This window comes from Marinobacter sediminum (assembly GCF_023657445.1).
Taxonomy (GTDB): Bacteria; Pseudomonadota; Gammaproteobacteria; order Pseudomonadales; family Oleiphilaceae; genus Marinobacter; species Marinobacter sediminum_A.
Genome location: NZ_JAGTWY010000001.1, coordinates 2551896 through 2576034, shown reverse-complemented (window position 1 = coordinate 2576034; position 24139 = coordinate 2551896). Strand labels below are relative to the sequence as shown.

Below are 24139 nucleotides of genomic sequence, written 5' to 3'. Positions count from 1 at the left end.
TAAGGGTGGCTTCAGGGCGCGATTTATCGACCCGTGAAATTGGGTTTGCGCTTCTCCCGAAACGCATCGAGACCTTCCTGGCGGTCTGCCGTGCCGGCAAGCACCGTGAAGGCGTGTCGTTCAAAGCGAAGGCCCTCAGCAAGGTTCATGTCATTGGCCTTGCGCACGGATTCCTTGGTGAGCTTGACGGCAATAGGGGCTTTTCGGGCAATGGAGCGTGCAATCTGGATGGCCTTTTCAACCGTCAGTTCGGGCTGACAGATTTCGCTGATAAGCCCGGCCTGAAGGGCGCGGTTTGCGTCGATAGGCTCGCCGGTCAGTGCCATGTGCATGGCCAGTGCTTCACCCACTTTGCGTACCAGTCGCTGAGTGCCACCGGCCCCAGGCATGATGCCGAGATTTATTTCCGGCTGGCCGAAGCGGGCGTTTGCCCCGGCAATCATAATGTCTGCGTGCATGGCGAGTTCGCAGCCGCCGCCAAGCGCAAAGCCGTTGACCGCTGCAATGATAGGTTTCGGGAATCGATCAATGCGCTGCCAGTGCGCAACTCTGGGATCTTCGAGAATACCGACCAGGTCGCGTGAGGCCATTTCATTGATATCCGCGCCGGCCGCGAATGCCTTCTGGCTCCCGGTGATCACCACGGCGCGGGTTTCGGGGTCGGCCTCCGCATCATCCAGAGCTCTGGACAAGTTGCCCAGCAGCTCAGTATTCAGGGCGTTCAGTGCATCGGGACGATTCAGGGTAAAAATGCGAACCCCGTCCGCGGGCCCGTCGACGAGCAGGTTGTTTGGCATAAGCAATCCGATGTGACTTTGTTTTTGTTGGTAGTAGATCTGAACTACTCGGAATCAGAGTTACCACCAGGCGATGTTCGAAAAATGAACTTGCCGATTGGGAAAATAAGTATATCTTTTAATTGATACTCGTCAAGGAGTCTAAAGTCTGACTTTTGTATCACATTTGCCTGCCCGGCGCGGAAATTTCTTTAGTATCTGATAGTTAAGGGAAAAAAATGGTTGCCGGCTGTTTTTTAGCTCGAATTGACGTATCTAAAGAAGGTTTTATGCCCCTTGGTGCTGTGAAAAATACTCCGGAAAACTATAAAGTGATCCGTAAAGTGAATCAGGATTTGTGATTGTTTACCCGGCACAATCCAGAAGAAGGAGAGAGAAAATGCCCAGTTACAGTATCGAAGGGGTCAGGCCCGTTGTTCATCCGTCGGCTTACGTTCATCCGTCTGCGATTCTGATTGGCGATGTTTGGGTGGGGCCGAGTTGCTATGTGGGTCCGGCAGCCTCGCTGCGGGGTGACTTTGGTCGCATCGTATTAAAGGAAGGGGCAAACATTCAGGACACCTGCGTTACGCATGCGTTTCCGGGCAAGGATGTGGTGGTCGAAAAAAACGGTCATGTGGGGCATGGTGCGATCCTTCACGGATGCACGGTCGGTGAGGACGCCATGGTTGGAATGAATGCGGTGGTGATGGATGAGGCGGTGATCGCACCCCGGTCCATTGTAGGAGCCTGTGCTTTTGTGAAAGCAGGGTTTTCCTGCGAACCCGGCTCACTGATCGTCGGATCTCCCGCCAAGGTTCTGCGAGCGCTCAGTGACAAGGAAATAGCATGGAAGCGAAAAGGGACCGAGGAGTACCAGCGGCTTACCACACGCTGTCTTGAGACGGTCGAGGAGTGCGCGCCTCTTGCAGAGGCTGATTCGGACCGCCCGCGGCTGAACATCAGTGATTATCAGCCCAAGCATAAGCAATCCTGACGGAAAGCTGTGGCCCCGAAGCCGGTGAGTTGGCTCCGGGGCCAGACAGGGGTTAAGCCTCGCCCTTTTTCATTTTTTCAAACTCGTCCTCAAAGAAGAACTTCTCCTCTCCAAAGGCTGGTTCCAGCTCATGCAGCCAGGTGGCTGTCTCGCTGTACTTGGCAAAGAACGGGCGCTGCACCCAGTCAGGGTTGCGCCCTTGCAGGAAGCGAAGCACGAAGACTTTCTCACCCTGAATCTCCGCGATGCCCTGGATTTCTACTTTGCCGGGGCCGGCGCTCATGGAGGGGCCGCGGGCGGTGCGGGCAAGACCGCTGACTTTCTTCATGGCTTCCCGGTAGATCTGGAATGCCTCGGCAAGAGGCACTTCAAAGTAGTTCTTGGCGCCAGTATCCCGTTCTACAAACATGTAGTAGGGGATGATGCCCAGTTGCACTTCCTTCTTCCACAGCTTTGCCCAGGCATCAGCATCGTCATTTACATGTTTGATGAGCGGCCCCTGGGCGCGGATTTCGGCCCCGGTCGCACGGATTCGGCGGATGGCTTCTTCCGCGATGTCCGTGGTGATCTCCTGCCAGTGATTGTAGTGGGCCATGATGGCGACGTGTTTGCCCGCATCAGCCAGTTTGGCGAACAGTTCAATCAGTTCGTCGGAGTCCTTGTCTGTTACAAAGCGGTAGGGCCAGAAAGTCAGGGCTTTGGTGCCGATCCGGATGGTCTGGACATGATCAAATTCCGGCTGCAGCAACGGTTCCAGGTACTGAGCCAGGCTTTTGGTTTTCATTACCATAGGGTCACCGCCGGTGACGAGGAGGTCAGTCACTTCGGTGTGTTCCTGCAGATAGCCGTGAAGCTTCTCTGCTTCGGTGCTGGACATCTTAAGGTCTTTGTCACCGACAAACTGCGCCCAGCGGAAACAGAAAGTGCAGTAGGAGTGACAGGTCTGGCCCTGGGCCGGGAAGAACAACACGGTCTCGCGGTACTTATGCTGAACGCCGTCCAGGACTTCACCTTCCAGTTCCGGCATGTTCATTTCCATCTGTCCGGCCGGATGGGGGTTCAGTTCGTCACGGATTTCCTTGGCAACCGCCTGGATCTCTTTCTTGTCGGCCCCATCCTGGTGCAGCTTTGCCATGCGCTCGTAATGCTCGTCTTTCAGCATCCCCTTTTGGGGGAAGACGAGTTGATAAATCGGGTCGTTGGGCACCTTGTCCCAGTTGATAAGCTCATTGATTACGTATTCATTGACCCGGAAGGGTAATACGCTCGCAACAACCTTCATTTCGAACAGGGTTTCTGCCGGAAGGTTCTGGATCACCTCGATCTTGTCGAGCTGGCGGTCCGTATAGACCTTGAAGCGACGCTCCTCGAACTCGGTGGTGGGGATCCGGTTCGGAAAGGTGACTATGGAGTTCATAGATCGCCCTCTGTGTTTGTGGCCAAAAGACAGGAAATGGGTTGCCATCTCCGTTGGTTAAAAAACGGGCAAGCGAGTATACATAAAATGATGTTTGTTTTCAGGTCTAATTAATTATCCGGGGTTTGAGCCCGTGTCTGCTTTATTAAAGGAGGCTAAAAGCATTTAAAAGTGGCGAAATACACTGAAAATAGGGTGAAGATGAGTATTTTTTATTTTTAGTGTATGAATTAATTTTTTGCAGGTAAGAATACTACGACATTGGTCTGAATGTGGTTGTTTGGTGGTCTGAAAACGGTCATTCTTGCGTAAGTAATCGCAAGGATTCCTTCCAAATGGATTGATTTGTCTGTTTGATTGAATTTTCAGGACGAAATGTAGTAAAAACACTACGTGTCGAGCGCGAGATTTTCCGGGCAGTCCACCGCAGCGCCGACCGGTTCGGGGCCAGAAGCCTTTTTTCACAGGGCGATCGGGCAGGAAAAGTGTGAAAGCTGTTCTATGCTTGATGGAGGTTCTGCGCACTGTCCTGCGGAGCAGATATCAGGTTGATGCACCCATAACAATACTCTGCAATCCATCGCAGCTTAACAACACCGCAACGCGCCCGGCTGCTGATCGCGGCCCGCGCTGTATTTTTGATGCCAGGGGGAGGGTTTGATGTACCAGGATGATGATCCCATTGAAACCAGTGAATGGCTGGATGCGCTAGAGTCTCTGATCGAGCAGGAAGGCGTAGACCGGGCCAAGTACATACTTGAAAGGCTCTCCGAGCGAGCCAGTCGCGATGGCACCGAGCTGCCTTATTCCATAACCACGCCTTTCCGGAACAGTATTCCTGTTGCCCAGCAGGCACCCATGCCTGGTGACCTGTTTATGGAGCGCCGGATTCGCTCCCTGATCCGCTGGAATGCCATGGCCATGGTCATGCGCGCCAACCAAAGGCCCGGAGATCTGGGTGGGCATGTTTCATCGTTCTCGTCCGCAGCAACGCTGTATGACGTGGGCTTCAACTACTTTTTCCATGGCGGCGACGAAAAACGCGAATCCGATCTTATTTATTTTCAGGGGCATTCTTCTCCGGGCATTTATGCCCGTTCCTTCCTGGAAGGCCGTTTCGACGAAAAGGATCTGGACAAATACCGGGAGGAAGTGGATGGCACAGGCCTGTCTTCATACCCACACCCCTGGCTGATGCCTGATTACTGGCAGTTCCCGACCGTTTCCATGGGGCTTGGTCCAATCCAGGCGATATACCAGGCTCATGTCATGAAGTACCTGGACAGCCGGGAACTCATCGAAATGGGTGACCGTAAAGTCTGGTGTTTTGTTGGTGACGGCGAAACTGACGAGCCGGAAACTCTGGGCTCCATTTCCATGGCGGGCCGGGAAAATCTCAGCAACCTTATCTTTGTTGTTAACTGCAACCTGCAGCGCCTGGACGGCCCTGTGCGCGGCAACGGCAAGATCATTCAGGAGCTTGAGGGCGTCTTCCGTGGCGCCGGCTGGAACGTGCTGAAAGTCGTCTGGGGTCGCCACTGGGATCCCCTGTTCGAGAAGGACAAGGAAGGGAAAATGCAGCACGTTATGGACGAAGTCTGTGACGGAGAGCTGCAGAACTTCAAGAGCAATGGTCCTGCCTACACGCGTAAACACTTCTTTGGACGGTATCCGGAAGTTGCGAAGCTGGTTGAGAACCTTTCGGATGACGACATCAACATGCTCAACCGTGGCGGGCATGATCCGTACAAGATTTACGCGGCCTTCCATCACGCCGTCCACAATAACAGTGGCCGACCGACAGTTATCCTGGCTCATACCATCAAGGGCTACGGATTTGGTGAAGCTGGCGAGGCCCAGAACACAGCGCACTCCCTGAAGAAGCTGGATATCGAGCAGCTGAAGTCGTTCCGCGACCGTTTTGCAGTGCCGCTGAAGGACGATGAGCTCAAAGACGTTCCTTATTACCGGCCCGCGCCGGATAGTCCGGAAATTGTCTATATGAAGAAGCGTCGCCAGGAACTGGGTGGCTTCTATCCCAAGCGCCGCAAGGATTGCCAGCCGCTGCAGATTCCCGACCTCGATATCTTCAAGGCGGTGCTTGAGGGTTCCGGTGATCGGAAGATCTCTACCACCATGGCCTTTGTCCGTATCCTGACGGCCCTGACCAAAGACAAGCGCATTGGAAAGCGCGTTGTACCGATCGTGCCGGACGAAGCCCGCACCTTCGGCATGGAAGGTATGTTCCGTCAACTCGGCATCTATACGGCGGAGGGTCAGAAGTATGTACCGGAAGACCGTGACCAGATCATGTACTACCGGGAAGACAAGAAAGGCCAGATCCTTGAGGAAGGTATCAACGAAGACGGCTCCATGGCGGCCTGGATGGCAGCAGCAACGTCATACAGCACCAATAACTTCCCGCTGATCCCGTTCTATATCTTCTACTCCATGTTCGGCTTCCAGCGGGTTGGCGATCTGGCATGGGCCTCCGGTGACATTCAGGCTCGTGGCTTCCTGATCGGCGGAACCGCTGGCCGGACCACACTGAATGGTGAAGGTTTGCAGCACCAGGACGGCCATAGTCATGTTCTGGCCAACACCATTCCAAACTGTAAGGCCTATGATCCGGCTTACGGCTACGAAATGGCCGTTGTGCTTCGCAAGGGCATGAAAGAGATGTTCGAGGACAACAAGAACGTCTTCTATTACCTGACCATCGAGAATGAGAACTACGAACAGCCAGCGATGCCCAAGGATTGCGAAGACGGCATCATCAAGGGTATGTACCTGTTCGAATCTGCCGAAACCAAGGGCCGCAAGAAAACGCCGCGGGTTCAGCTGCTTGGTGCTGGCGCCATCCTGAATGAGGTGCGCGCAGCGGCACAGATGCTGAAGGACGACTGGGGTGTTGCCTCCGACGTGTGGAGCGTGACCAGCTTCAACGAGCTTGCCCGTGAAGGCCAGCATGTGGAGCGCTGGAATCGCCTGCATCCGGATGACAAGCCCAAGAAGGCCTATGTGACCCAGTGCCTGGAGTCGCATGCCGGACCGGTGGTGTCTTCCACGGATTACATTAAGCTGCACTCCGAACAGCTCCGGGCGTTCATCCCCAAAACCTACCTGACTCTGGGTACCGATGGCTTCGGCCGCAGTGACACCCGGGAAAAGCTGCGCAGCTTCTTTGAAGTGGACCGTTACTACGTAACAGTTTCGGCGCTGTCAGCCCTGGCCCAGGACGGTGAGGTGAAGAACGATGTGGTTCTCGAAGCCATGCGCAAGTACGGAATCGATCGCAACAAAACGAACCCGGTGCTGAGCTAAGGAGACCGCCATGAGTGAGCAGGAAATCAAGGTTCCGGATCTCGGCGGTGCGGATGAGGTCGAGGTTATCGAACTCATTGTCAGCGCAGGAGATTCGGTTGAGGAAGAAGATCCGATTCTGACGGTTGAGTCAGACAAGGCTTCGGTTGAGCTGCCGTCACCCGGTGCCGGCAAGATCACCAAGATCACCGTGAAGGTGGGTGACAAGGTCAGGGAAGGCGATGTTGTCGGGATGATGGAGATCGGCGCCGGTGGTGGTTCTGCCGGCAGCGACGAGCCCGAGGGCAAGCCCGAAGGAAAAGCCGAGGAAAAGAGCGAAGCCAAACCGGAAGAAAAGTCAGAAGAGAGCAAGCCGGCGCCGAAGAAGGCTTCCGGCGGCTCCCGCAAGGAAACCGTTAAGGTTCCGGCACTGGATGGCTTTGACAATGTCCCGGTGATCGAGATCAATGTCTCTGAGGGCGATACCATTGAGGCCGACGATCCGCTGGTAACAGTGGAATCCGACAAGGCAACTATGGAGATTCCCTCGCCCTATGCGGGCAAGGTGGGCAAGATCCTGGTATCCGAGGGTGACAAGCTCTCGGAAGGCAGTGAATTGCTGGAAATGACCGTTCAGGAAGGCGGCGGTGAAGAGGAGGCGGCCACTGAAGAGGTCTCTGAAACGTCCGCCGGGGAAGAAAAGCCCGAGCAGAAAGCTGAAGATAAGCCCAGGCAGGCTGCTGAGTCTGCGCCTGAGCCACAGGGTGCAACCTATGAGCCGCCCGCGCCGGGCGCCAAGGTTCATGCTGGCCCTGCCGTTCGCAAGCTTGCCCGCGAGCTGGGTGCCGACCTGGCCCGCATCAAGGGTTCTGGTCCCAAGGGCCGGATTATCAAGGACGATGTCCATGCCTATGTGAAGAGCCAGCTCAAGCAGGCCCAGCAGGGCACTGGCGTGGCCACGGGCTCCGGTATCCCCGGGGTCAAACTGCCGGACTTCAGCCAGTTTGGTGAGGTGAAGCGTGAGGCGATGTCGCGGATGATGTTCGCCACGGCGAACAACATGCAGCGTAGCTGGCTGAATGTGCCCCATGTGACCCAGTTCGAGGATGCGGACATCACCGACATGGAGGACTTCCGTAAGGCGCAGAAGGCCGCTGGCGAGAAGAAAGGTGTGAAGATGACGCCACTGCCCTTCCTGCTGAAGGCCTGTGCGACCGCGCTGGCGGAGTTGCCCCAGTTCAATGTCTCCCTGGACATGGACAAGAAGGAAGTGGTGCGCAAGGGTTACATCCATATCGGTATTGCCGTGGATACGCCTAACGGGCTTATGGTTCCGGTAATTCGTGATGTGGACAAGAAGGGTTTATGGGAGCTGGCAGCGGAAAGTGCCGAGCTGGCCCAGAAGGCCCGGGACAAGCAGTTGAAGCCGGCTGAGATGCAGGGTGCGTGTTTTACCATCACCAGTTTGGGTGGTATTGGCGGCACCGCATTTACGCCAATCGTGAATACGCCGGAGGTGGCGATTCTTGGTGTTTCCAAGGCGGCAATGAAGCCGGTTTGGGATGGCAAGGCATTCCAGCCCCGGTTAATGCTGCCGCTGTCGCTGTCTTACGATCACCGTGCGGTGAACGGAGCAGATGCGGCGCGCTTCACGACGATGCTTAGTCAGCTCCTTGGGGATATTCGGTCCCTGTTGCTTTAAGTGCTGATGAATCCGCCTCCAGCCTTCAGGGTTTGGGGGCGGCGAGAGGCGGGTAATACAATTCAGGACACGCTACGAGCACATCCCTATGCGCTTGTTTCGGGCCGTCCCTGGCCCTCAACAGTCCTGAATTGTATTACCCGCCTCTCTTGTTCCAACTCCGTGAATTTCGCCTTCTTTCACTAAATGTTCCCAATGGCGTCGCCGCGGCCAATGGCCTTATGCTTTCCGCTGTTCACTATCTCTCTGATGCGAAAACAATCAGAGAGGCCTGTCATGAATCCCGCTGACATTCTTTCCAAGCCGTTAGAGCTCCGGAACGGATCGGCAATCCCAAACCGTTTTGCCAAGTCCGCCCCGGCCTACACCTGGTTCCTGTCAGTTAGCGAAGAACATCCAGTCAAAGTAGTTGTGAAGGTCCTGAATCAGTTCAGCCTCGTGAGGCTGGGTCAGTTCAAACAGCAGGTTCTGGTCTTTGGCCTTTTTCATCGTGTCACCTCGTTGGTTTAGAAGCTGAACAAGGCGGAGTGTCTCCGTCGCGTTCCATGCAACAGATACAAAGCATCAGGCATGCCAGAAAGAGCTGGAATGCTAACTTATTGAATTGTCGGGTATGTAGCTGAACTGAGGTGAGGGTTGAGGTCTGGGGATGGCAGGCGATGGTGCCGGGTGCACCGGAATGGAACGAAAAAGCCCCGGCAAATGCCGGGGCCTTTCCGAGTTAACTTCTAAAAGGAAGGATTAGAAGTTGTACTGTGCTGCGAACATCAGACGGTTAGCGTCAACGGAGTCGCCGGCAACGGTTTCCTGGTCAAAGTAAGCGTATTCAACGCCCATCATGACGCTTTCAACCGGTGTCCACATGTAGTTGACGAACATGTTCTGGTTGGTTTCCGGATCCGCATTGGTCGTTGCGCCTGCAGCGATTGCGTCGTCCAGGTCCAGAGTGGTCATGCCATAGGCCACGTTGATGCTGCGACCGCCGCCCATCGCCATGCTGACGCCGATATTACCGCCATAGCCTGCGATGGTTTCAAGGCTGTTGCCCTCTACATAGGCGCTTGGGCCATAGTAGTTGCTGCCGGAGCGCCACAGATAGCCGTTAGCACCGTCAGTGTAAGTCACTGAGCCTTGTACCGAGAACATATCGGTCAGCTTAAGCTTGGCGCCACCGGACACTGCGTAGCCGATTGCACTGTCATCCTGGGTGCCGTCATCGGCTGTGATCTGGCTAGCCACAGCAGAGGCCGCGTAGGACACTGCATCAGTTGAGTCTTCCAGACGAGCTGTCAGGGCCGGGGCAGAAGTCCGGGTGGGTACTCCGTCCAGTACGGCTTGTGAGCTCGGATCCTCAATGGAGAAGGACATCGGGCCTGTGGTGTAACGAACCTGCTCGGTACGATCCCAGCTGCCGAAGCTACCTGCGATGCCGTCGAAATCCAGGGTCGGGGTAAAGGCTGAGAAGCTGATAGTGTTGGACCAGGTGCGACCTGCCAGAATGCCTGCATATGTACCGTAGGCATGACGCATACGGAGGCTGCCCGCGCCGTTACCAGTACCACGGAAGTCACCCTCGACATTGACCATGACGCCGGACGCGTGGGTTACCTTTACACCCAGACGGCTCTGCTGAACGTCAGCGCCGAAATGTCCTGTAACATCTTCATTGTTTGGTGCGAATGTACCTGCACGAGTCGACACTGCGCGGTCAGCGTCAATGTCATAAGACATGTTCAGGCGGGCGTAACCATAGAGGCTTGCGTCTACGTCATCACCCACATTCAGGCTCACGGCTCCCGCTTGGGAGGCAACGCCCATAACTGCTGTTGCCGCGGTTGCACGAATGGCCATTCTTAATTTGTTGCTTTGCATCGTTGTTGTCTCCACACATTTTTTTTGTTGGACCCGAAAACAAGGTAGTTACGAACCTGTCACAATTCAAATGAATTTATGCGTAAATTAGACGAATGTCTACAGCCGGTTTTCGTTTTTATACAGACATCTGGGCTTGCACAAGAGGCGTACGATCGTTCCATGACACTCCAAAGTACATACCTTCAGGGCAGCACGTTTGCGTTTCTTGATATAGAAACCACCGGTGGGAATTCTTCCAGGGACCGTATCACTGAGATCGGCATTCGGTTCTGGCGAGCCGGGGAGCAGGTCGGGGAATGGCAGACCCTGTTGAATCCTGAGACCCGGATTTCCCCGTTTATTGAAGGCCTTACCGGCATTACCAATGAAATGGTAGCCGGTGCGCCATTGTTTGAGGAGGTCGCGGATACGCTTGAGGAGAAGTTGAAGGGAACGATCTTTGTGGCTCACAACGCGCGCTTTGATTACGGTTTTATCAAGTCGGAGTTTCGACGGTTGGGAAGGCTGTTTTCGGCGAAGGTGCTGTGCACCGTGAAATTGTCCCGTCGGCTTTATCCGGAGTTCCGGCGGCACAATATGGATGCGCTGATTGATCGTCATGGTCTGGAGGCGGTTCAGCGGCATCGGGCTATGGGTGACGTCGCCGCAATGTTGTCGTTCTTTCAATATGCCCGTTCCGAGAAAGGAGACGAGGTCCTGGAGAGGGCGATCGGGGACCTGTTGCAGCGCCCCAGCATTCCCTCCCACCTGCCTCTTGATACCCTCGATGAATTACCGTCAGGGCCCGGCGTGTACCGGTTTTATGGCGAGAACGACGTGCTGCTCTATGTGGGTAAGAGCACGAATATTGCTCAGCGGGTGGCGTCGCATTTTTCCGGTGACCACAGCTCCACCCGCGGTGTCCGGATATCTGAAAGTCTGCGCCGCGTTGAGTGCACGGAAACGGCGGGAGAGCTGGGAGCGCTCCTGCTTGAGCTGAAGCAGATCAAAGCGCTCAAACCGATGTTCAACCGGCGGTCCCGAGCTGCCAAGAATCTTGTCAGTATTGAACTGCGTGAGACAGCCTCTGGCTACATTCAGGCGCAACTGGTCCGCGAGATAGAACCGCACCGGCTCGGGGACTATTACGGACTGTTCCGCAGTAAGCGGGATGCAGAACGGGCGCTGAGTGGTATCGCCGCCAGGAATGACTTATGCAACCGCCTCCTGGGGCTGGAGCCGGGTGAAGGCGGGCCCTGCTTCCAGCGCGCACTGGGCCGATGTCAGGGGGCCTGCGAGGACCTTGAGGACGTGCGCCGCTTTAACCTCCGGATGCAGATCGCCTTTCACGGTTTGCGTCTGCAAACCTGGCCCTGGAAGGGGCCGGTCGGGGTTGTGGAATACGATGAATCTGCCGGTCGCACGGATATTCTTGTGGTCTACAACTGGGTCCACGTTGCCACCACACATGATGAGAGCGAACTGTATGATCTGTCGTTTCGTGGCCAGGCGGTGTCGTTTGATCTGGATTCCTGCAAGCTGCTGATGAAGGCCCTGTCAGGACGGGACGGGAAGGGGCGCACGATTATTGAGTTGCCGGCCATCGGCGCACCAGATGTTCTTATGCCCTGAGTGGCGTATCATTATGAAAGAATCCGTATAGCGACTTAACTTGCCCCATGTGGTGACTCTACTATTTTTATACGGTCAGCCGCTTTTCCCGAGAGAGATATATGAATAAAGAACCCGTAAGCCGCGAACTTTTTGATGAAGTCATGGTTCCCAACTACGCCCCCGGTTCAATCATTCCGGTGCGAGGCGAAGGGTCCCGAATCTGGGATCAGGAGGGGCGGGAGTTTGTCGATCTGCAGGGCGGTATTGCGGTGACCTGCCTTGGGCATTCCCATCCGGGGCTGGTGGGTGCGTTGGAGGACCAGGCCGAAAAGATCTGGCATCTATCGAATGTAATGACCAATGAACCGGCGCTTCGGTTAGCCAAAACGCTCTGTGGTCATACGTTTGCCGAGCGGGTGCTCTTCGCTAACTCGGGCGGTGAGGCCAATGAGGCCGCGTTCAAGCTGGCCCGTCGTTACGCATGGGAGCACTTTGGCCCGGAAAAGAACGAGATCATCTCTTTCAAGAACGCTTTCCACGGCCGGACCCTGTTTACGGTCAGCGTCGGTGGTCAGCCAAAATATCTGGAAGGTTTCGAACCGGCTCCCGGTGGCATCCACCATGCTGACTTTAACGATCTGGCGTCGGTCAAGAAACTGATCTCGAAAGAGAAAACCTGTGCCATCGTCGTCGAACCCATTCAGGGCGAGGGCGGCGTTATGCCGGGTGACCCCGAATTTCTGAAGGGACTGCGACAGCTTTGCGATGAGAATGATGCACTGCTGGTCTTTGATGAGGTCCAGTCCGGCGTGGGTCGTACAGGGCATCTTTATGCGTATCAGATGTATGGCGTGGTGCCAGACATTCTCTCCAGCGCCAAAGGCCTGGGTGGTGGCTTCCCGGTGGCGGCCATGCTGACCACGGCCAAGGTGGCTGCGAGCCTGGGTGTGGGTACCCATGGCAGCACCTATGGTGGCAATGCGCTGGCCTGCGCCGTTGCCCAGAAAGTCGTGGATACCGTCAGCCAGCCCGAGATCCTTAAGGGGGTAAAGGCCCGTTCCGATCGCCTGCGCAAGGGCATGATGGATATCGGCGAACGCTATGGCGTGTTCAGTGAGGTCCGTGGTGCCGGCCTGCTGCTTGGCTGTGTGCTCACGGAAAAGTGGCAGGGCAAGGCCAAGGACTTTCTCAATGCCGGTCTCGATGAAGGTGTGATGGTGCTGGTGGCAGGGGCCGATGTAGTGCGCCTGGCGCCTTCGCTGATCATTCCGGAATCAGACATCGACGACGCGCTGGAGCGTTTTGAGGCCGCAGTGAAAAAACTCACGTCCTAAGGAGTCCTTATGTGGCAGGTACGTCCGGCGCAACCGGATGATCTGGATCAGATTCTCGAGATTGCGGGCACTCAGGGTGCCCGTCTGTCTTCGACACTTCCCAAACAGGCGGAAGCCCTTGCGCAGAAGATAGATCACTCGCTGGCGAGCTTTTCCGGCACGGCGTCAAGCGATGAACCGCCCAGATTCCTGTTTGTTCTTGAAAACACCGAGACCGGTTCGGTAGATGGCACGGCCGGTATTGACGCCCGTGCGGGGAATGGCCAGCCTTTTTACAATTATCGCCGTGACGCACTGATTCATGCCTCCCATGAACTGGGTGTTTCGCGCCGCGTTGAAGTGCTTTACCCCTCTCACTCGCTGACGGATCAGACCCTGCTCTGTTCTTTCTCCATCAAACCGGAACTGCAAAAGACCGACGCTTTTGAATTGCTGTCCCGGGCCAGAAGTCTGTTTATTGCGGAACATCGGGAGTGGTTTACCTCCCGGGTGGTGGTGGAGATACAGGGGGTGCAAAAGGATAATGGTGAGGTTCCGTTCTGGGACAGTCTCGGCCGCCACTTTTTCGATATGGATTTTGAAACAGCGGACCGGTACTCGGGCACGCTCAGCAGGACCTTTATCGCCGAGCTCATGCCTCCCAACCCGATATACGTCACGCTGCTCACGCCCGCAGCTCAAGAGGCCCTGGGGCAGGCCCATTCCCTGACAGTGCCAAACCTCGAGCTACTTCAGCGGGAGGGCTTTCAAGCTGGTTGTTATCTGGATATTTTTGATGCCGGCCCAGTGCTTGAGGCACGAACGGACAGCCTTCACACGCTGGTAACAAGTCGCCGGAAAATACTTCATGGATCCCATCAGGAGACCGGGGATACTTGCCTGATCGCCGCTGGCGAGGGGGCTGATTTCCGGTGCACCCTGACGCCGGTGGAAGAATCCCTGCAAGACGAATTGAAAGTGCCCGTCAAGACCTGGAGGGCGCTCGGCAAGAGCGCCGGCGATGCTGTAAGGATTGCGCCATTATGAGAGAGACAAACCGGAAGGAGGGCGCACGATGCTGGTGATTCGTCCACTTCAGGAAAACGATCTTGAAGACCTCTATGCCATGGCACAGAGTGCCGGAAAAGGGCTGACCACTCTGCCTGCGGACCGGGAGCTGCTCCAGAACAAGATTGAGCATTCCCGGCAGACCTTCGATCAGCGGTGTGCTCCGGAAGCTGGCCTGTACCTGTTTGCTCTGGAGGATCTAGAGAAGAAAAAAACAGTCGGCATCAGCGGCATACAGGCCCGCGTGGGCCTGGACGAAGTGTTTTATAACTACCGGCTCAGTGTCGCGGTGAATGCTTCAAAGGAACTTGGTGTTCATGTCCGGACTCCGACGCTGCATCTGTCGAACGATATGACGGATACCAGTGAGGTCTGCTCGCTGTTGCTGTCCGATGATTACAAGGGCGGTGGCAACGGGTTGTTGTTGTCACGATGCCGGTTTATGTATCTGGATGAGTTCCGTAAACAGTTCTCCGAGAAGGTGTTTGCGGAAATGCGCGGTGTGTCGGACCGACAGGGGCGCAGTCCCCTGTGGGATGCCCTTGGCAGCAAGTTTTTTGATATGGAGTTCAGTCAGGCCGACCTGTTGTCTGGCTTGGGCAACAAGTCTTTTATCGCTGAATTGATGCCGAAGTACCCCATCTATCTGCCGATGCTGCCCGCCTCGGCCAGGTCCGTCATCGGCCGTGTGCATGAGAATACCGCCCCGGCGCTCAAGATGCTGCAGTCTGAGGGGTTCAACTTTAACGGGCTCGTGGATATTTTTGATGGAGGGCCAGTCGTTGATGCGTTCGTCCACAATATCCGTACCGTTCGTGAAGCGGTGAACAGGTACGCCATGGTGACCCGACAGCCGGTGAATCTGGATGTTCCTGCTGGCGAGCGGGTAATGGTATCCAACCGGTCATTTCGTGATTTTCGCGTAACTACTCTTCCGATCAGCTGCATTGGCCCGGACACCGTCAAGTTGCCATCTGCGGTCGCAGAGGCGTTGCAGGTTGAGTCCGGAGATTCTGTGCGCCTGGTGACCTTGAAAGATTCTGGCTCCTCGCCCATTCATACACTAAGGGGATATGAGAATCCGGACGAACGAGCTAATGAGCGGATACGGGATTACCGCAGCCGCTCGTGGCGGGATTGAGCAAATGGCTGGCTCCGCTGTCCAAAAATACAGAATTTCAGTACCGGGAGGTGCATGAACATGGCAAACCTGTCAGGCGAACTCTATATAGACGGCTTGTGGCTCCAGGGGCATGGAGCAATGTTTGAGTCTGTCCAGCCCGTTACTGGTGACACCGTATGGGATGGTAATGGTGCGAATCTGGAGGATGTGGACGCCGCAGTTCGAGAAGCCCGCAATGCCTTTCTCAAGTGGCGGCGGAAAAGCTTTGCGGAGCGACAGGCGGTGGTTGAGGCCTTTGGGCAACAACTGGAATCGCATAAAGAGGAGCTGGCGCATCAGATAGGCCTGGAAACCGGCAAGCCTCTCTGGGAGTCCCGTACCGAAGTGGCGGCCATGATCGGCAAGATTGCCATCTCGGTGAAGGCCTACAATGACCGTACCGGCCATTCCGAGTCGGACGTGGCTGGTGGCCATGCCGTGTTGAGACACCGGCCTCATGGTGTGGTGGCGGTATTCGGCCCCTATAACTTCCCTGGTCACCTGCCCAATGGCCACATCGTGCCAGCCCTTCTGGCTGGCAACACGGTGGTGTTCAAACCCAGTGAGTTGACTCCGGGGGTGGCCGAGATGACCGTTAAATTCTGGGAAAAAGCGGGTCTGCCCGACGGTGTACTCAATCTGGTGCAGGGTGCGTCCGATACTGGTAAATCCCTCGCGGGCCACCCAATGATTGATGGCCTCTTCTTCACCGGAAGCTCGACGGTTGGTCACCTCCTTCACGAGCAGTTTGCGGGACAGCCGGAAAAAATTCTGGCACTGGAAATGGGTGGTAATAACCCGCTTATCGTTCAGGATGTGGCGGATATGGATGGTGCGGTACACCATGCCCTGCAATCGGCGTTTCTGTCTGCAGGCCAGCGCTGCACCTGTGCCCGTCGCCTGCTCGTTCCTAAAGGTAAGAAGGGGGATGAATTCCTGCATCGCCTGGCCGAATTGTCCGACCGGATCCAGGTGGGAGAGTTCGATGCAGATCCCCAGCCGTTCATGGGCTCGGTTATTTCTGCAGAAGCGGCAGATAAGCTGCTGGCCGCCCAGGCCAGAATGCTGGAGAAAGGCGCCAAATCCCTGCTGGAAATGAAACAGGTCAAGCCGGGTACCGGCTTGTTATCGCCCGGTATCCTCGATGCCACCGGGCTGGACCTCACTGACGAGGAATTCTTTGGCCCGTTGCTTACGGTGTATCGGTACAAGAGTTTCGATGAGGCTCTGGAGTTGGCCAACGATACCCGTTACGGCTTGTCGGCCGGCATACTTACTGATGACCGAAAGCTCTACGAACGACTCGTGGAAGAGGTGCGGGCAGGTATAGTCAACTGGAACCGTCCGCTCACAGGTGCCAGCAGCGCCGCGCCCTTTGGTGGTGTCGGTGCCAGTGGTAACCATCGTCCCAGTGCCTATTACGCGGCCGATTATTGCGCCTGGCCAATGGCGTCGCTGGAAGCGCGGAAGAGTGAAATGCCGGCGAGCCTGGCACCTGGCCTGAACTTCGACTGATTGATACGGAATAACGTCATGGTAAAGCACGCGGTAGAGGCGAATTTTGATGGCCTGGTGGGTCCGACCCATAACTACGCTGGTCTGTCCTGGGGCAATGTGGCATCAAAATCCAATGTGCACGCCGTTTCCAATCCAAAGGAAGCGGCGCTCCAGGGTCTTGCCAAAATGAAGCGACTGGCAGACCGGGGCTATGTTCAAGGCATCTTGCCGCCCCATGAGCGCCCGCACATTCCGACCCTCCGGTCACTCGGATTCGGGGGCACCGACGCTCAGGTTCTGGAAAAGGCGGCGAAAAGCAGTCCTTCCATTCTGGCGGCGGTGTCGTCTGCTTCATCCATGTGGACGGCCAATGCGGCTACCGTCTCGCCAAGTGCCGATACCGGCGATCATCGGGTGCATTTTACCCCGGCCAATCTGAGTGCGAAGTTCCACCGTTCGATCGAACATGCGGTGACCGGCCGTTCGCTCAAGGCCATCTTTGCGGATGAAAGCTATTTCGCCCACCATCCGGCCCTGCCTTCGGTCAGCCACTTTGGTGATGAAGGCGCGGCGAACCATACCAGGCTGTGTGGCCGGTATGGAGATCCGGGGGTTGAGCTGTTTGCCTATGGTCAGGCGGCGTTCAACGAGCAGGCGCCAGCACCGAAAAAATATCCCGCCCGCCAGACTCTGGAGGCATCAGAGGCAATTGCCCGGCTGCATGGCCTTAAGACCGAGAATGCGGTTTTTGCACAACAGAATCCTGCCGCCATCGATGCCGGTGTTTTTCACAATGACGTCATCGCGGTCGGTAATGGAAATACCCTGTTCTATCACGAGATGGCCTTCCTTGATGAAGAGCAGGTGCTGTCGGACATCCGTTCCAGGCTTACTGCAACGGAGCTTGAGCCGGTGCGTGTCAGCAGTGCTGAAGTTCCGCTTGAGGATGCGGTGGCGTCTTACCTTTTCAACAGTCAGCTACTGAATACACCGGATGGCATGATGCTGGCGGTGCCCGGAGAATGCCGGGAAGTGGCTTCGGTCAGCCGGTATCTGGATGAGCTTTTGAAGGACGGCGGACCGATTACCTCGGTCGAAGTGTTTGACGTCAAACAGTCTATGCGCAACGGCGGTGGCCCCGCGTGTCTGCGCTTGAGGGTCGTCCTGAGTGATGATGAGCTCCAGGCCATGCACAGAGGGGTATTGCTCACCGATGAGCTTTATCAAAGGCTGACCGCCTGGGTGGAAGCCCATTACCGCAATGAGCTTTCCCAGAAGGATCTGGGAGACCCCATGCTGCTGGAAGAAGTGCGCAAGGCACTGGACGAGCTTAGCGGCATTCTGGGGCTGGGCTCGATTTACGACTTCCAGCTTTAGGACGCGATGGAAAACGTCAGCATGTCCATGGTATGGCGGATCAGGTTATCCGCCTGGAAGCGCTGGCCGTCTTCCCCGATGCCGGTTCCCATTTCCGACTGGCACAAAAGAACCACCCCATGGAGCGCGCCACGGAGATAGAGTGCCGTTTGCACTGGATCAGTAATACGTTCCCGGCTCATGGTGCCGTCTTCAAGACCCTTTCTGATAGCCCCGACCATCAGCTCCATCAATTCCGTTTTAGAGCACAGCATTTCCTCGGCCTGGCTCTGGTCTGCCTCGGCCATGGCGGTCGAGGCCTTGGTCAGTGCTGAAAAATAGTCTGGTTCATCCAGATAGAACCGGTAGTAAGCTTCACCCATGGCCGCAATCTGTGTCAGGCCCGTATCGGCGGTCTGTTTTGCTTCCTCGAAACGAGCAGCCAGGCTCTGGCCTGCACGCAGCATGATCCCCCGCTGGATAGCAGCTTTATCCTTGAAGTATACATACAGCAACGCCCGGCTCAGGGCGGCTGTGCGTGCGATGTCGTCCATCGAGGTGCGCTCGTAGCCTTTCTCCGAAAACACGAGTTCGGCGGCGTCCAGAATGGCATCGTAGCGGGCCTGTTTTTCCCGTTCGCGGCGTGTTTTCAGCGGTTCGCTCATGAAATCTTCCGTTTGTATGCAGCTGCAGAGTACCTGAAACAGGATGGAACCCGATTATTGACATAATGTCAAATAATGACATTATGTCGACATACTCAATTGGATTTCCGATGGAGTGGATGTCCATAACCAACACGAGCACGGATGAAAGGACGAATCATGAAGCTATTTCCCCGCCCCCTTGCCATAGCCTTCCTGGCCGTTTTCCCGATTCTGTTTGTCGGCTGCAAAGCCGGTGACGTGTCTTCCGAGGCCAAGTCCCAGTCCCAGGCAGTATCCGTGCGTGTTTCCGAAGTGACTGGTGGACAGACAGAGGGCATTCCCCTTCGCTTCTCGGGAATTGTTCGCGCAACCCAGCGGGCAACTCTGACATTTCAGGTCAGCGGTACGTTGAAAGAGCGCTCCGTGGAGCTGGGGCAACGGGTGGAATCAGGCGACGTGCTCGCGAGGGTATACAATCCGGCTCTTGCCCCGGCCCGTGATTCGGCCAGGGCAAAGCTTGATGAGCTGACAACCCAGCACAGGCAGGCCAAGCGGGAATGGGAGCGTGCAAGCCGGTTGCATGAACGTGGTGTTGTGTCCGAGCAGAGCCTTGAACAGATCGCCGCTCGACGGGATGGCCTCAAGGCCAGCGTCGCCACGGCGGAGGCCGCATTGGCTGAGGCCACCCAATTACTGGAAGAGAGCACACTGCGTGCGCCGTTTTCCGGGCGCGTTGAAGCTCTGCTGGTGGAGCCGGATGAATTCGTGGCGGCGGGGCAGCCGGTGATGCGACTTTCCTCACCAAACGGTCGGGAAGTGGAAGTCCGGGTGCCGGCCTATCTGCTCGACCATGTGGCGCTGGATCAGGAACTCCCCGTTTGGCCAGTACAGGACAGGGCGCAGCCACCACAGACCGGCTCTGTGGTGGAAATCGCCCAGGCGGGCGCTATTCGTGGTGAGTTGCACCCGGTACTGGTCAGTGTGCCTGTCAACACCCTGGAGCCGGGTGAACCGGTGGAGGTGGGGATCACACCAATGCGCTTGTCGGCGACCACCGTCCCGATGTTGTCGGTCATTCGCACAGCCGAGGGCACAGGGGTCTTCCGAATCCGGCAGGGTATAGCGCAGCGGGTTCCCGTCACTGTCGAGCGGGTCGTGGGCGAGCGGGTGGTGGTTCAGGCAAATGAACTCATCCCCGGGGATCAGGTGGTTTATGCCGGCATGACCCGACTCACTGATGGCGATACCGTGGAGGTGCGCTGATGACGCGTCGGTTGCTCAATTGTCAGCGCCTGCTGGGCATGGTTGTAACCATGCTTTGTCTGCTGGGCGTGGCAGCATATAGCACCATGCCCCGTCAGGAAGATCCTTCTTTCCCGTATCGGGCGGGCATGATTACGGTCAATTATCCCGGCGCCAACGCCGATGCGGTTGAGCGGCTTGTCTTGCAGCCCCTTTCCGATGAGTTGCGCCAGGTCGAAGAGGTGGACTTCACTCAGGGCACGGCGCGAACGGGGGTTGCTCTTGTGAAGCTGCGCCTCAACGACGACATCTACGACACCGACCCGGCGTGGGATCGTGTCCGGCTGGCGATGGACCGGGCCAAAAGCGATTTTCCTGATGATGTCGGCCAGATGGCATTGGATGATCGGCTGATCGACATTCCTGCGATCGTGTTGGCAGTGGGCGGATCACCCTCTGTTACTGAGCTCACCGGGGTGGCTGAGCGCCTGAAGCAAAACCTTTCCGACATCAAAGGTGTATCGCGTATCGGGCTGGAGGGCGATGCCGATGAACAGATCACTCTGGCCCTCGATGACGCTGCACTCTACCGGCTGGGAATTTCACCGGCCCGTGTGATGGATACCCTGGCTCGGCGAAACCAGACTATCCCCGGTGGTTTCGTGGTGGTGAATGGCCGGCGCTTGTCGGTATTGCCGAACAGCGAATTTGCCGACATCGATGCCATTCGGGCCACGCCGATAGAACTGCCGGACGGCTCCCAGGTGCCCCTTGCTGCTGCCGCTGACGTCTGGCGCGGGCCGGCCGAGCCCCGGCAGCCTGAGACCTGGTACGACAGCGAAAGAGTGGTTCTGCTGTCTATTATCATGGAGGAGGGCACCACGGATGCCATTCGTTTTGGCGAGCGGGTGCGTGAGCGGGTCGAACAGGTCCGTTCCGGGTTCGAGCCCTACGAAATTCGGGAAATGTTCTTCCAGCCCGATAAAGTGGAGGAACGCCTGGACAATCTTGCCTGGAGCCTGGTTCTGTCAGTACTTATCATCGTGGCGGTGGTGTTTACCGGCATGGGAATCCGTATGGGCCTGCTGGTCGCGTCTATTCTCCCCTTGGTGGCGCTGATAAGTATCGGCCTTTACGATCTCGGGGGTGGCGTGCTGCACCAGATTGCTGTCATCGGGATGGTAATTTCCCTGGGGATTCTGATCGATAACGCCATCGTGATTGTTGAGAGCATCCAGGGCCACCTCGACCATGGTATGCGTCGCCTGGATGCCTTGCGCCAGGCCGTCAGTGAACTTGCCGGACCTCTGGGTGCCTCCACCGGAACAACGCTGGCGGCATTCGCACCTTTGCTGTTGTCCAAGGGCGGGGCCGCTGACTTTACCAGGGGCGTTCCGGTGATGATTATGCTGACCCTTTCCGTCAGCTACCTGCTGGCGATTTCGGCCGTGCCGTTGCTGGCGGCCCGCTTTCTTAAGCCCCGCAAAAAAACCGGAAGCAACAGGTTGGCGGGGCTGGCTGTTTTCCTCGGGGGGCTTGTTTCCCGTTACCCCGGTCGGCTGATTACCGGCGGTGCTGTACTGGTGATCGCCAGTGTTGCACTAACGCCCTTTATGGCTCAGCAGTTTTTTCCGGACGCCGACCGCCCGAGGGTGATTGTTGAACTCTACATGCCCGAGGGCACAGATCAGGGTGAAACGGCGGAAGCCGCGGCAACGCTCGAGGAGATGATCAGAACCCGTCCTGATGCCCTGGAGGTTCACCGGTTTGTTGGTTTTACCGGCCCTGCTTTTTACTACAACCTCCAGCGTGCACCTCAGGCGCCCAATCGTGCCCGTCTGGTCATTCGTACCCCGACACTGGCGGATACCACGGAGATGATCCGGTGGGTTCGCACCCATGTGAACGAAACGATGCCAGAGCTTGATGTAACCGCCGGCATTCTCGGCCAGGGTCCACCCCGGGCAGCTCCGGTTGCAGTTCGAGTCTACAACGCCAGTGACGAGGCGCGTACCGAGGCTGTCGAACAGGTCTTCGCCACCCTTCGGGGGCTGGAGGGGACGGTGGATGTTCGTCATGACCTGGATATCGGCGTGCCCAGTATTGCCATCAATGTGGATGATGCAACGGCTGCCCGGTTCGGTCTGACCCGTGCTGATGTTGCCCAGAGTCTTTACGGCCAGAGCTTCGGTGTCGTCGCCGAGCGCTACCGCCAGGAAGATGATCCTATCCCGCTGGTACTGCGCTCCCGGGAAGGCACCGCCCTGTCTCTTTCAAGGTTGTTATCGATCAACATCTATAACGATCGCGGTGATGCGATTCCTTTGTCTGCAGTGGCCAGCGTCGAAACCAGTTGGGAGCCGGCTGTTCGCTACCTGCGTGATGGTGTGCGAGTGAATACGGTGACTGCGAACCTGCTAAACGGCTACGGATTCGGTCGGGCTCTGGAGGGGCTGTATGGGGCGCTGGAAGAGAACCCCCTGCCGGCGGGAACCCGTATTGAAATAGGAGGCGATGCGGAAGGTTCAGGCGAAGCCAATAGCGCCCTGTTGACCGCCGCGCCTATTGGTATACTTCTGCTGCTGTTTTTCCTGTTGTTGCAGTTCAACTCCTTTCGCCGGGTCGGGATTATCCTGTTGTCTGTGCCATTGGCAACGGTGGGTATTTTCCCCGGCCTGGTGCTGTCCGGATCGCCCTTCGGGTTTCAGTCCCTGTTAGGGGTCATTGCGCTGGTGGGTATCGTGGTGAACAATGCCATCGTCCTTCTGGACGTCATGGATCGGGAGCTGGGCAACGGGGAAGATATACGGAATGCTGTTCGTAAAGCCGTGGAGCAACGCACCCGGCCGATACTGCTCACCACGGCGACCACCGTAGCTGGCCTGCTGCCGCTGGCATTCTCCAGTTCCACGCTCTGGCCACCCATGGCCTGGGCTATCATCTCCGGGTTGCTTGCCTCGACAGTACTGACCCTGCTGGTTATCCCTGCCGTATGTACGCAGCTGATCAGGACCTGTGTGGCTGAGCCTGAAAACGCACCGGCCTGACCGGACTGATGGTCAGGCTCCGGAGGCTTTCCGGGGTCTGAGCATCAGGCCTACCCGCTGGCCGACCGGTACATCCCGGTTGGGAAAGACTATGGACTCCGGAATTTCGCCAACCCGGTAACAGGTCTCAGCATCCTCCCAGATCACCGTGGCTGGTTGGTATTCGGTAAAGTTTGCTACATCGTCCGGAATATGGAACTGAAAGCTTGGCCCGGTATTCAGAATCTCATGTACCACCTCAAACACCGTCAGTTCATCAGATGGCGCTTTTTGCTCCGGTGCTGGTTTGCCACTGAACCGCCGACGCAGAGCATCGCGAATGCCCTCGAATCGGGCCAGATCGTTCTGTCCAAACGGCTGAACCTTTCCCAGCTCCACCGTAAAGCTCTCGGCGCCCAGCCGGGAGGATGAAAACGACGAAAATGTGGTTCCTGCCTTGTGTTGAAGCAACAGCGTTTCTACATGGGCTTCCAGCAGAAAATCACATTGTCCCTCGGGCACCTGCCTGCCTTCCACAAACGGATACAAGGCGAACTTCTCCCGGTGCGACGGTCGGATTGCCGTATGCAGGTCATAATGGGACAGGGCGCCAGGGTGGGCCTCTGCAAAGCTCTGGCAGAGGGCTTCAAGCTGGCGTGCGCGGGCCGCCTCTGGAAAGTCCCGGTACCCGGGCTTGTTATGGGCGCCATGGAACAGCCGGTTCATATTTACATCCAGAAAGCGTTCCCCGGCCGCCATCGCTGGGGGGTTGCCAAGAATCAGTAGCAGCGGGCAGGCCAGTTGCCAGTCGCCGTTCAACAGTTCGTTAACCAGACCATTCAGAACCTCAATGGGGGCCGTTTCATTGCCGTGTACGCCGGCAGAGATGATGAGCGCTTCATTGTTTGGGTTCGGCCGACTCGGAGAAGGGTGCAGCTCCAGGACGCCGACGGTCTTCCGGATAATGCGTGCCCCGTCAGGTAGCTCTGTTTCGACTTCGGAGGGATTAGACGAGACGTTAGAAAGAGTGTGATCGAGCCAGTCTGAAGAGACATCAAAGATGTTCTGGTTGCCGAGCATTGAATTCCCCGAATACAGTTGCTGGTTGGGCGGCTGACTGCTTTCCGGGAGTGCGTGAGGCCAGGTGGCTGCACTAAAGCACCGA

Annotated in this window: 16 protein-coding genes; 11 read left to right on the top strand and 5 right to left on the bottom strand. The window is 56.7% G+C overall.

The features are described 5' to 3' along the window. Positions 1-23: 23 nt before the first annotated feature. Positions 24-797 carry a 2,3-dehydroadipyl-CoA hydratase PaaF gene (gene paaF / locus KFJ24_RS12235; protein WP_250831379.1) on the bottom strand — a complete coding sequence of 258 codons (774 nt, stop codon included), beginning with the start codon at positions 795-797 and terminating at the stop codon, positions 24-26. 379 nt (positions 798-1176) lie between these two features. Between paaF and paaY the strand changes: the two genes are divergently transcribed. After that, the gene (gene paaY / locus KFJ24_RS12230) at positions 1177-1773 is read left to right on the top strand and encodes a phenylacetic acid degradation protein PaaY (protein ID WP_250831378.1); all 597 of its coding nucleotides are present in this window, start codon (positions 1177-1179) and stop codon (positions 1771-1773) included. A gap of 52 nt (positions 1774-1825) precedes the next feature. Here the strand turns inward: paaY and KFJ24_RS12225 are convergent, their stop codons facing one another. Next, a complete protein-coding gene (locus tag KFJ24_RS12225; protein WP_250831377.1) occupies positions 1826-3190 on the bottom strand; it encodes a KamA family radical SAM protein in 1365 nt (454 codons plus the stop codon). Positions 3191-3850: 660 nt separating this feature from the next. Here KFJ24_RS12225 and aceE point away from each other — a divergent pair. Beyond that, positions 3851-6514: a pyruvate dehydrogenase (acetyl-transferring), homodimeric type gene (gene aceE / locus KFJ24_RS12220; RefSeq protein ID WP_250831376.1), complete on the top strand. Its 2664-nt coding sequence runs from the start codon at positions 3851-3853 to the stop codon at positions 6512-6514. A gap of 10 nt (positions 6515-6524) precedes the next feature. After that, on the top strand, positions 6525-8195 hold the full coding sequence (aceF, locus tag KFJ24_RS12215) for a dihydrolipoyllysine-residue acetyltransferase (RefSeq protein ID WP_250831375.1): 1671 nt from the start codon (positions 6525-6527) through the stop codon (positions 8193-8195). Positions 8196-8936: 741 nt separating this feature from the next. Here the strand turns inward: aceF and KFJ24_RS12210 are convergent. Continuing rightward, entirely contained in the window at positions 8937-10067 is a 1131-nt protein-coding gene (locus KFJ24_RS12210; protein WP_250831374.1) for a DcaP family trimeric outer membrane transporter, read from the bottom strand. A gap of 162 nt (positions 10068-10229) precedes the next feature. Between KFJ24_RS12210 and KFJ24_RS12205 the strand changes: the two genes are divergently transcribed. From KFJ24_RS12205 to astB, 6 genes are all read left to right on the top strand, one after another. After that, positions 10230-11681, top strand: a complete 1452-nt coding sequence (locus KFJ24_RS12205) for an exonuclease domain-containing protein (RefSeq protein WP_250831373.1) — start codon at positions 10230-10232, stop codon at positions 11679-11681. A 101-nt stretch (positions 11682-11782) separates the two neighbouring features. Beyond that, entirely contained in the window at positions 11783-12997 is a 1215-nt protein-coding gene (locus tag KFJ24_RS12200; protein WP_250831372.1) for an aspartate aminotransferase family protein, read from the top strand. 9 nt (positions 12998-13006) lie between these two features. Continuing rightward, on the top strand, positions 13007-14023 hold the full coding sequence (locus KFJ24_RS12195) for an arginine N-succinyltransferase (protein ID WP_250831371.1): 1017 nt from the start codon (positions 13007-13009) through the stop codon (positions 14021-14023). 28 nt (positions 14024-14051) lie between these two features. Beyond that, on the top strand, positions 14052-15185 hold the full coding sequence (astA, locus tag KFJ24_RS12190; protein WP_250831370.1) for an arginine N-succinyltransferase: 1134 nt from the start codon (positions 14052-14054) through the stop codon (positions 15183-15185). A 60-nt stretch (positions 15186-15245) separates the two neighbouring features. Next, positions 15246-16721 (top strand): succinylglutamate-semialdehyde dehydrogenase, encoded by a 1476-nt coding sequence (gene astD / locus KFJ24_RS12185; protein ID WP_250831369.1) that lies wholly within the window; start codon positions 15246-15248, stop codon positions 16719-16721. 18 nt (positions 16722-16739) lie between these two features. Continuing rightward, entirely contained in the window at positions 16740-18080 is a 1341-nt protein-coding gene (gene astB, locus KFJ24_RS12180) for an N-succinylarginine dihydrolase (protein ID WP_250831368.1), read from the top strand. On the opposite strand, the gene KFJ24_RS12175 is transcribed toward astB, so the two are convergent. Beyond that, positions 18077-18724 carry a TetR/AcrR family transcriptional regulator gene (locus KFJ24_RS12175; RefSeq protein ID WP_250831367.1) on the bottom strand — a complete coding sequence of 216 codons (648 nt, stop codon included), beginning with the start codon at positions 18722-18724 and terminating at the stop codon, positions 18077-18079. The genes astB and KFJ24_RS12175 overlap by 4 nt on opposite strands. 159 nt (positions 18725-18883) lie before the next feature. Between KFJ24_RS12175 and KFJ24_RS12170 the strand changes: the two genes are divergently transcribed. Together KFJ24_RS12170 and KFJ24_RS12165 are read left to right on the top strand one after the other, a co-directional pair. After that, on the top strand, positions 18884-19969 hold the full coding sequence (locus KFJ24_RS12170) for an efflux RND transporter periplasmic adaptor subunit (protein WP_250831366.1): 1086 nt from the start codon (positions 18884-18886) through the stop codon (positions 19967-19969). Continuing rightward, a complete protein-coding gene (locus KFJ24_RS12165; RefSeq protein WP_250831365.1) occupies positions 19969-22995 on the top strand; it encodes an efflux RND transporter permease subunit in 3027 nt (1008 codons plus the stop codon). Before KFJ24_RS12170 ends, KFJ24_RS12165 begins: the two co-directional genes overlap by 1 nt. Positions 22996-23007: 12 nt before the next feature. Here the strand turns inward: KFJ24_RS12165 and astE are convergent, their stop codons facing one another. After that, positions 23008-24054 carry a succinylglutamate desuccinylase gene (astE, locus tag KFJ24_RS12160; RefSeq protein ID WP_250831364.1) on the bottom strand — a complete coding sequence of 349 codons (1047 nt, stop codon included), beginning with the start codon at positions 24052-24054 and terminating at the stop codon, positions 23008-23010. Positions 24055-24139 lie beyond the last annotated feature (85 nt).

Coding starts and splice junctions, on each gene's coding strand:
- paaF (WP_250831379.1), bottom strand. CDS start 797: ATGCCAAACAACCTGCTCGTCGACGGGCCCGCGGACGGGGTTCGCATT.
- paaY (WP_250831378.1), top strand. CDS start 1,177: ATGCCCAGTTACAGTATCGAAGGGGTCAGGCCCGTTGTTCATCCGTCG.
- KFJ24_RS12225 (WP_250831377.1), bottom strand. CDS start 3,190: ATGAACTCCATAGTCACCTTTCCGAACCGGATCCCCACCACCGAGTTC.
- aceE (WP_250831376.1), top strand. CDS start 3,851: ATGTACCAGGATGATGATCCCATTGAAACCAGTGAATGGCTGGATGCG.
- aceF (WP_250831375.1), top strand. CDS start 6,525: ATGAGTGAGCAGGAAATCAAGGTTCCGGATCTCGGCGGTGCGGATGAG.
- KFJ24_RS12210 (WP_250831374.1), bottom strand. CDS start 10,067: ATGCAAAGCAACAAATTAAGAATGGCCATTCGTGCAACCGCGGCAACA.
- KFJ24_RS12205 (WP_250831373.1), top strand. CDS start 10,230: ATGACACTCCAAAGTACATACCTTCAGGGCAGCACGTTTGCGTTTCTT.
- KFJ24_RS12200 (WP_250831372.1), top strand. CDS start 11,783: ATGAATAAAGAACCCGTAAGCCGCGAACTTTTTGATGAAGTCATGGTT.
- KFJ24_RS12195 (WP_250831371.1), top strand. CDS start 13,007: ATGTGGCAGGTACGTCCGGCGCAACCGGATGATCTGGATCAGATTCTC.
- astA (WP_250831370.1), top strand. CDS start 14,052: ATGCTGGTGATTCGTCCACTTCAGGAAAACGATCTTGAAGACCTCTAT.
- astD (WP_250831369.1), top strand. CDS start 15,246: ATGGCAAACCTGTCAGGCGAACTCTATATAGACGGCTTGTGGCTCCAG.
- astB (WP_250831368.1), top strand. CDS start 16,740: ATGGTAAAGCACGCGGTAGAGGCGAATTTTGATGGCCTGGTGGGTCCG.
- KFJ24_RS12175 (WP_250831367.1), bottom strand. CDS start 18,724: ATGAGCGAACCGCTGAAAACACGCCGCGAACGGGAAAAACAGGCCCGC.
- KFJ24_RS12170 (WP_250831366.1), top strand. CDS start 18,884: ATGAAGCTATTTCCCCGCCCCCTTGCCATAGCCTTCCTGGCCGTTTTC.
- KFJ24_RS12165 (WP_250831365.1), top strand. CDS start 19,969: ATGACGCGTCGGTTGCTCAATTGTCAGCGCCTGCTGGGCATGGTTGTA.
- astE (WP_250831364.1), bottom strand. CDS start 24,054: ATGCTCGGCAACCAGAACATCTTTGATGTCTCTTCAGACTGGCTCGAT.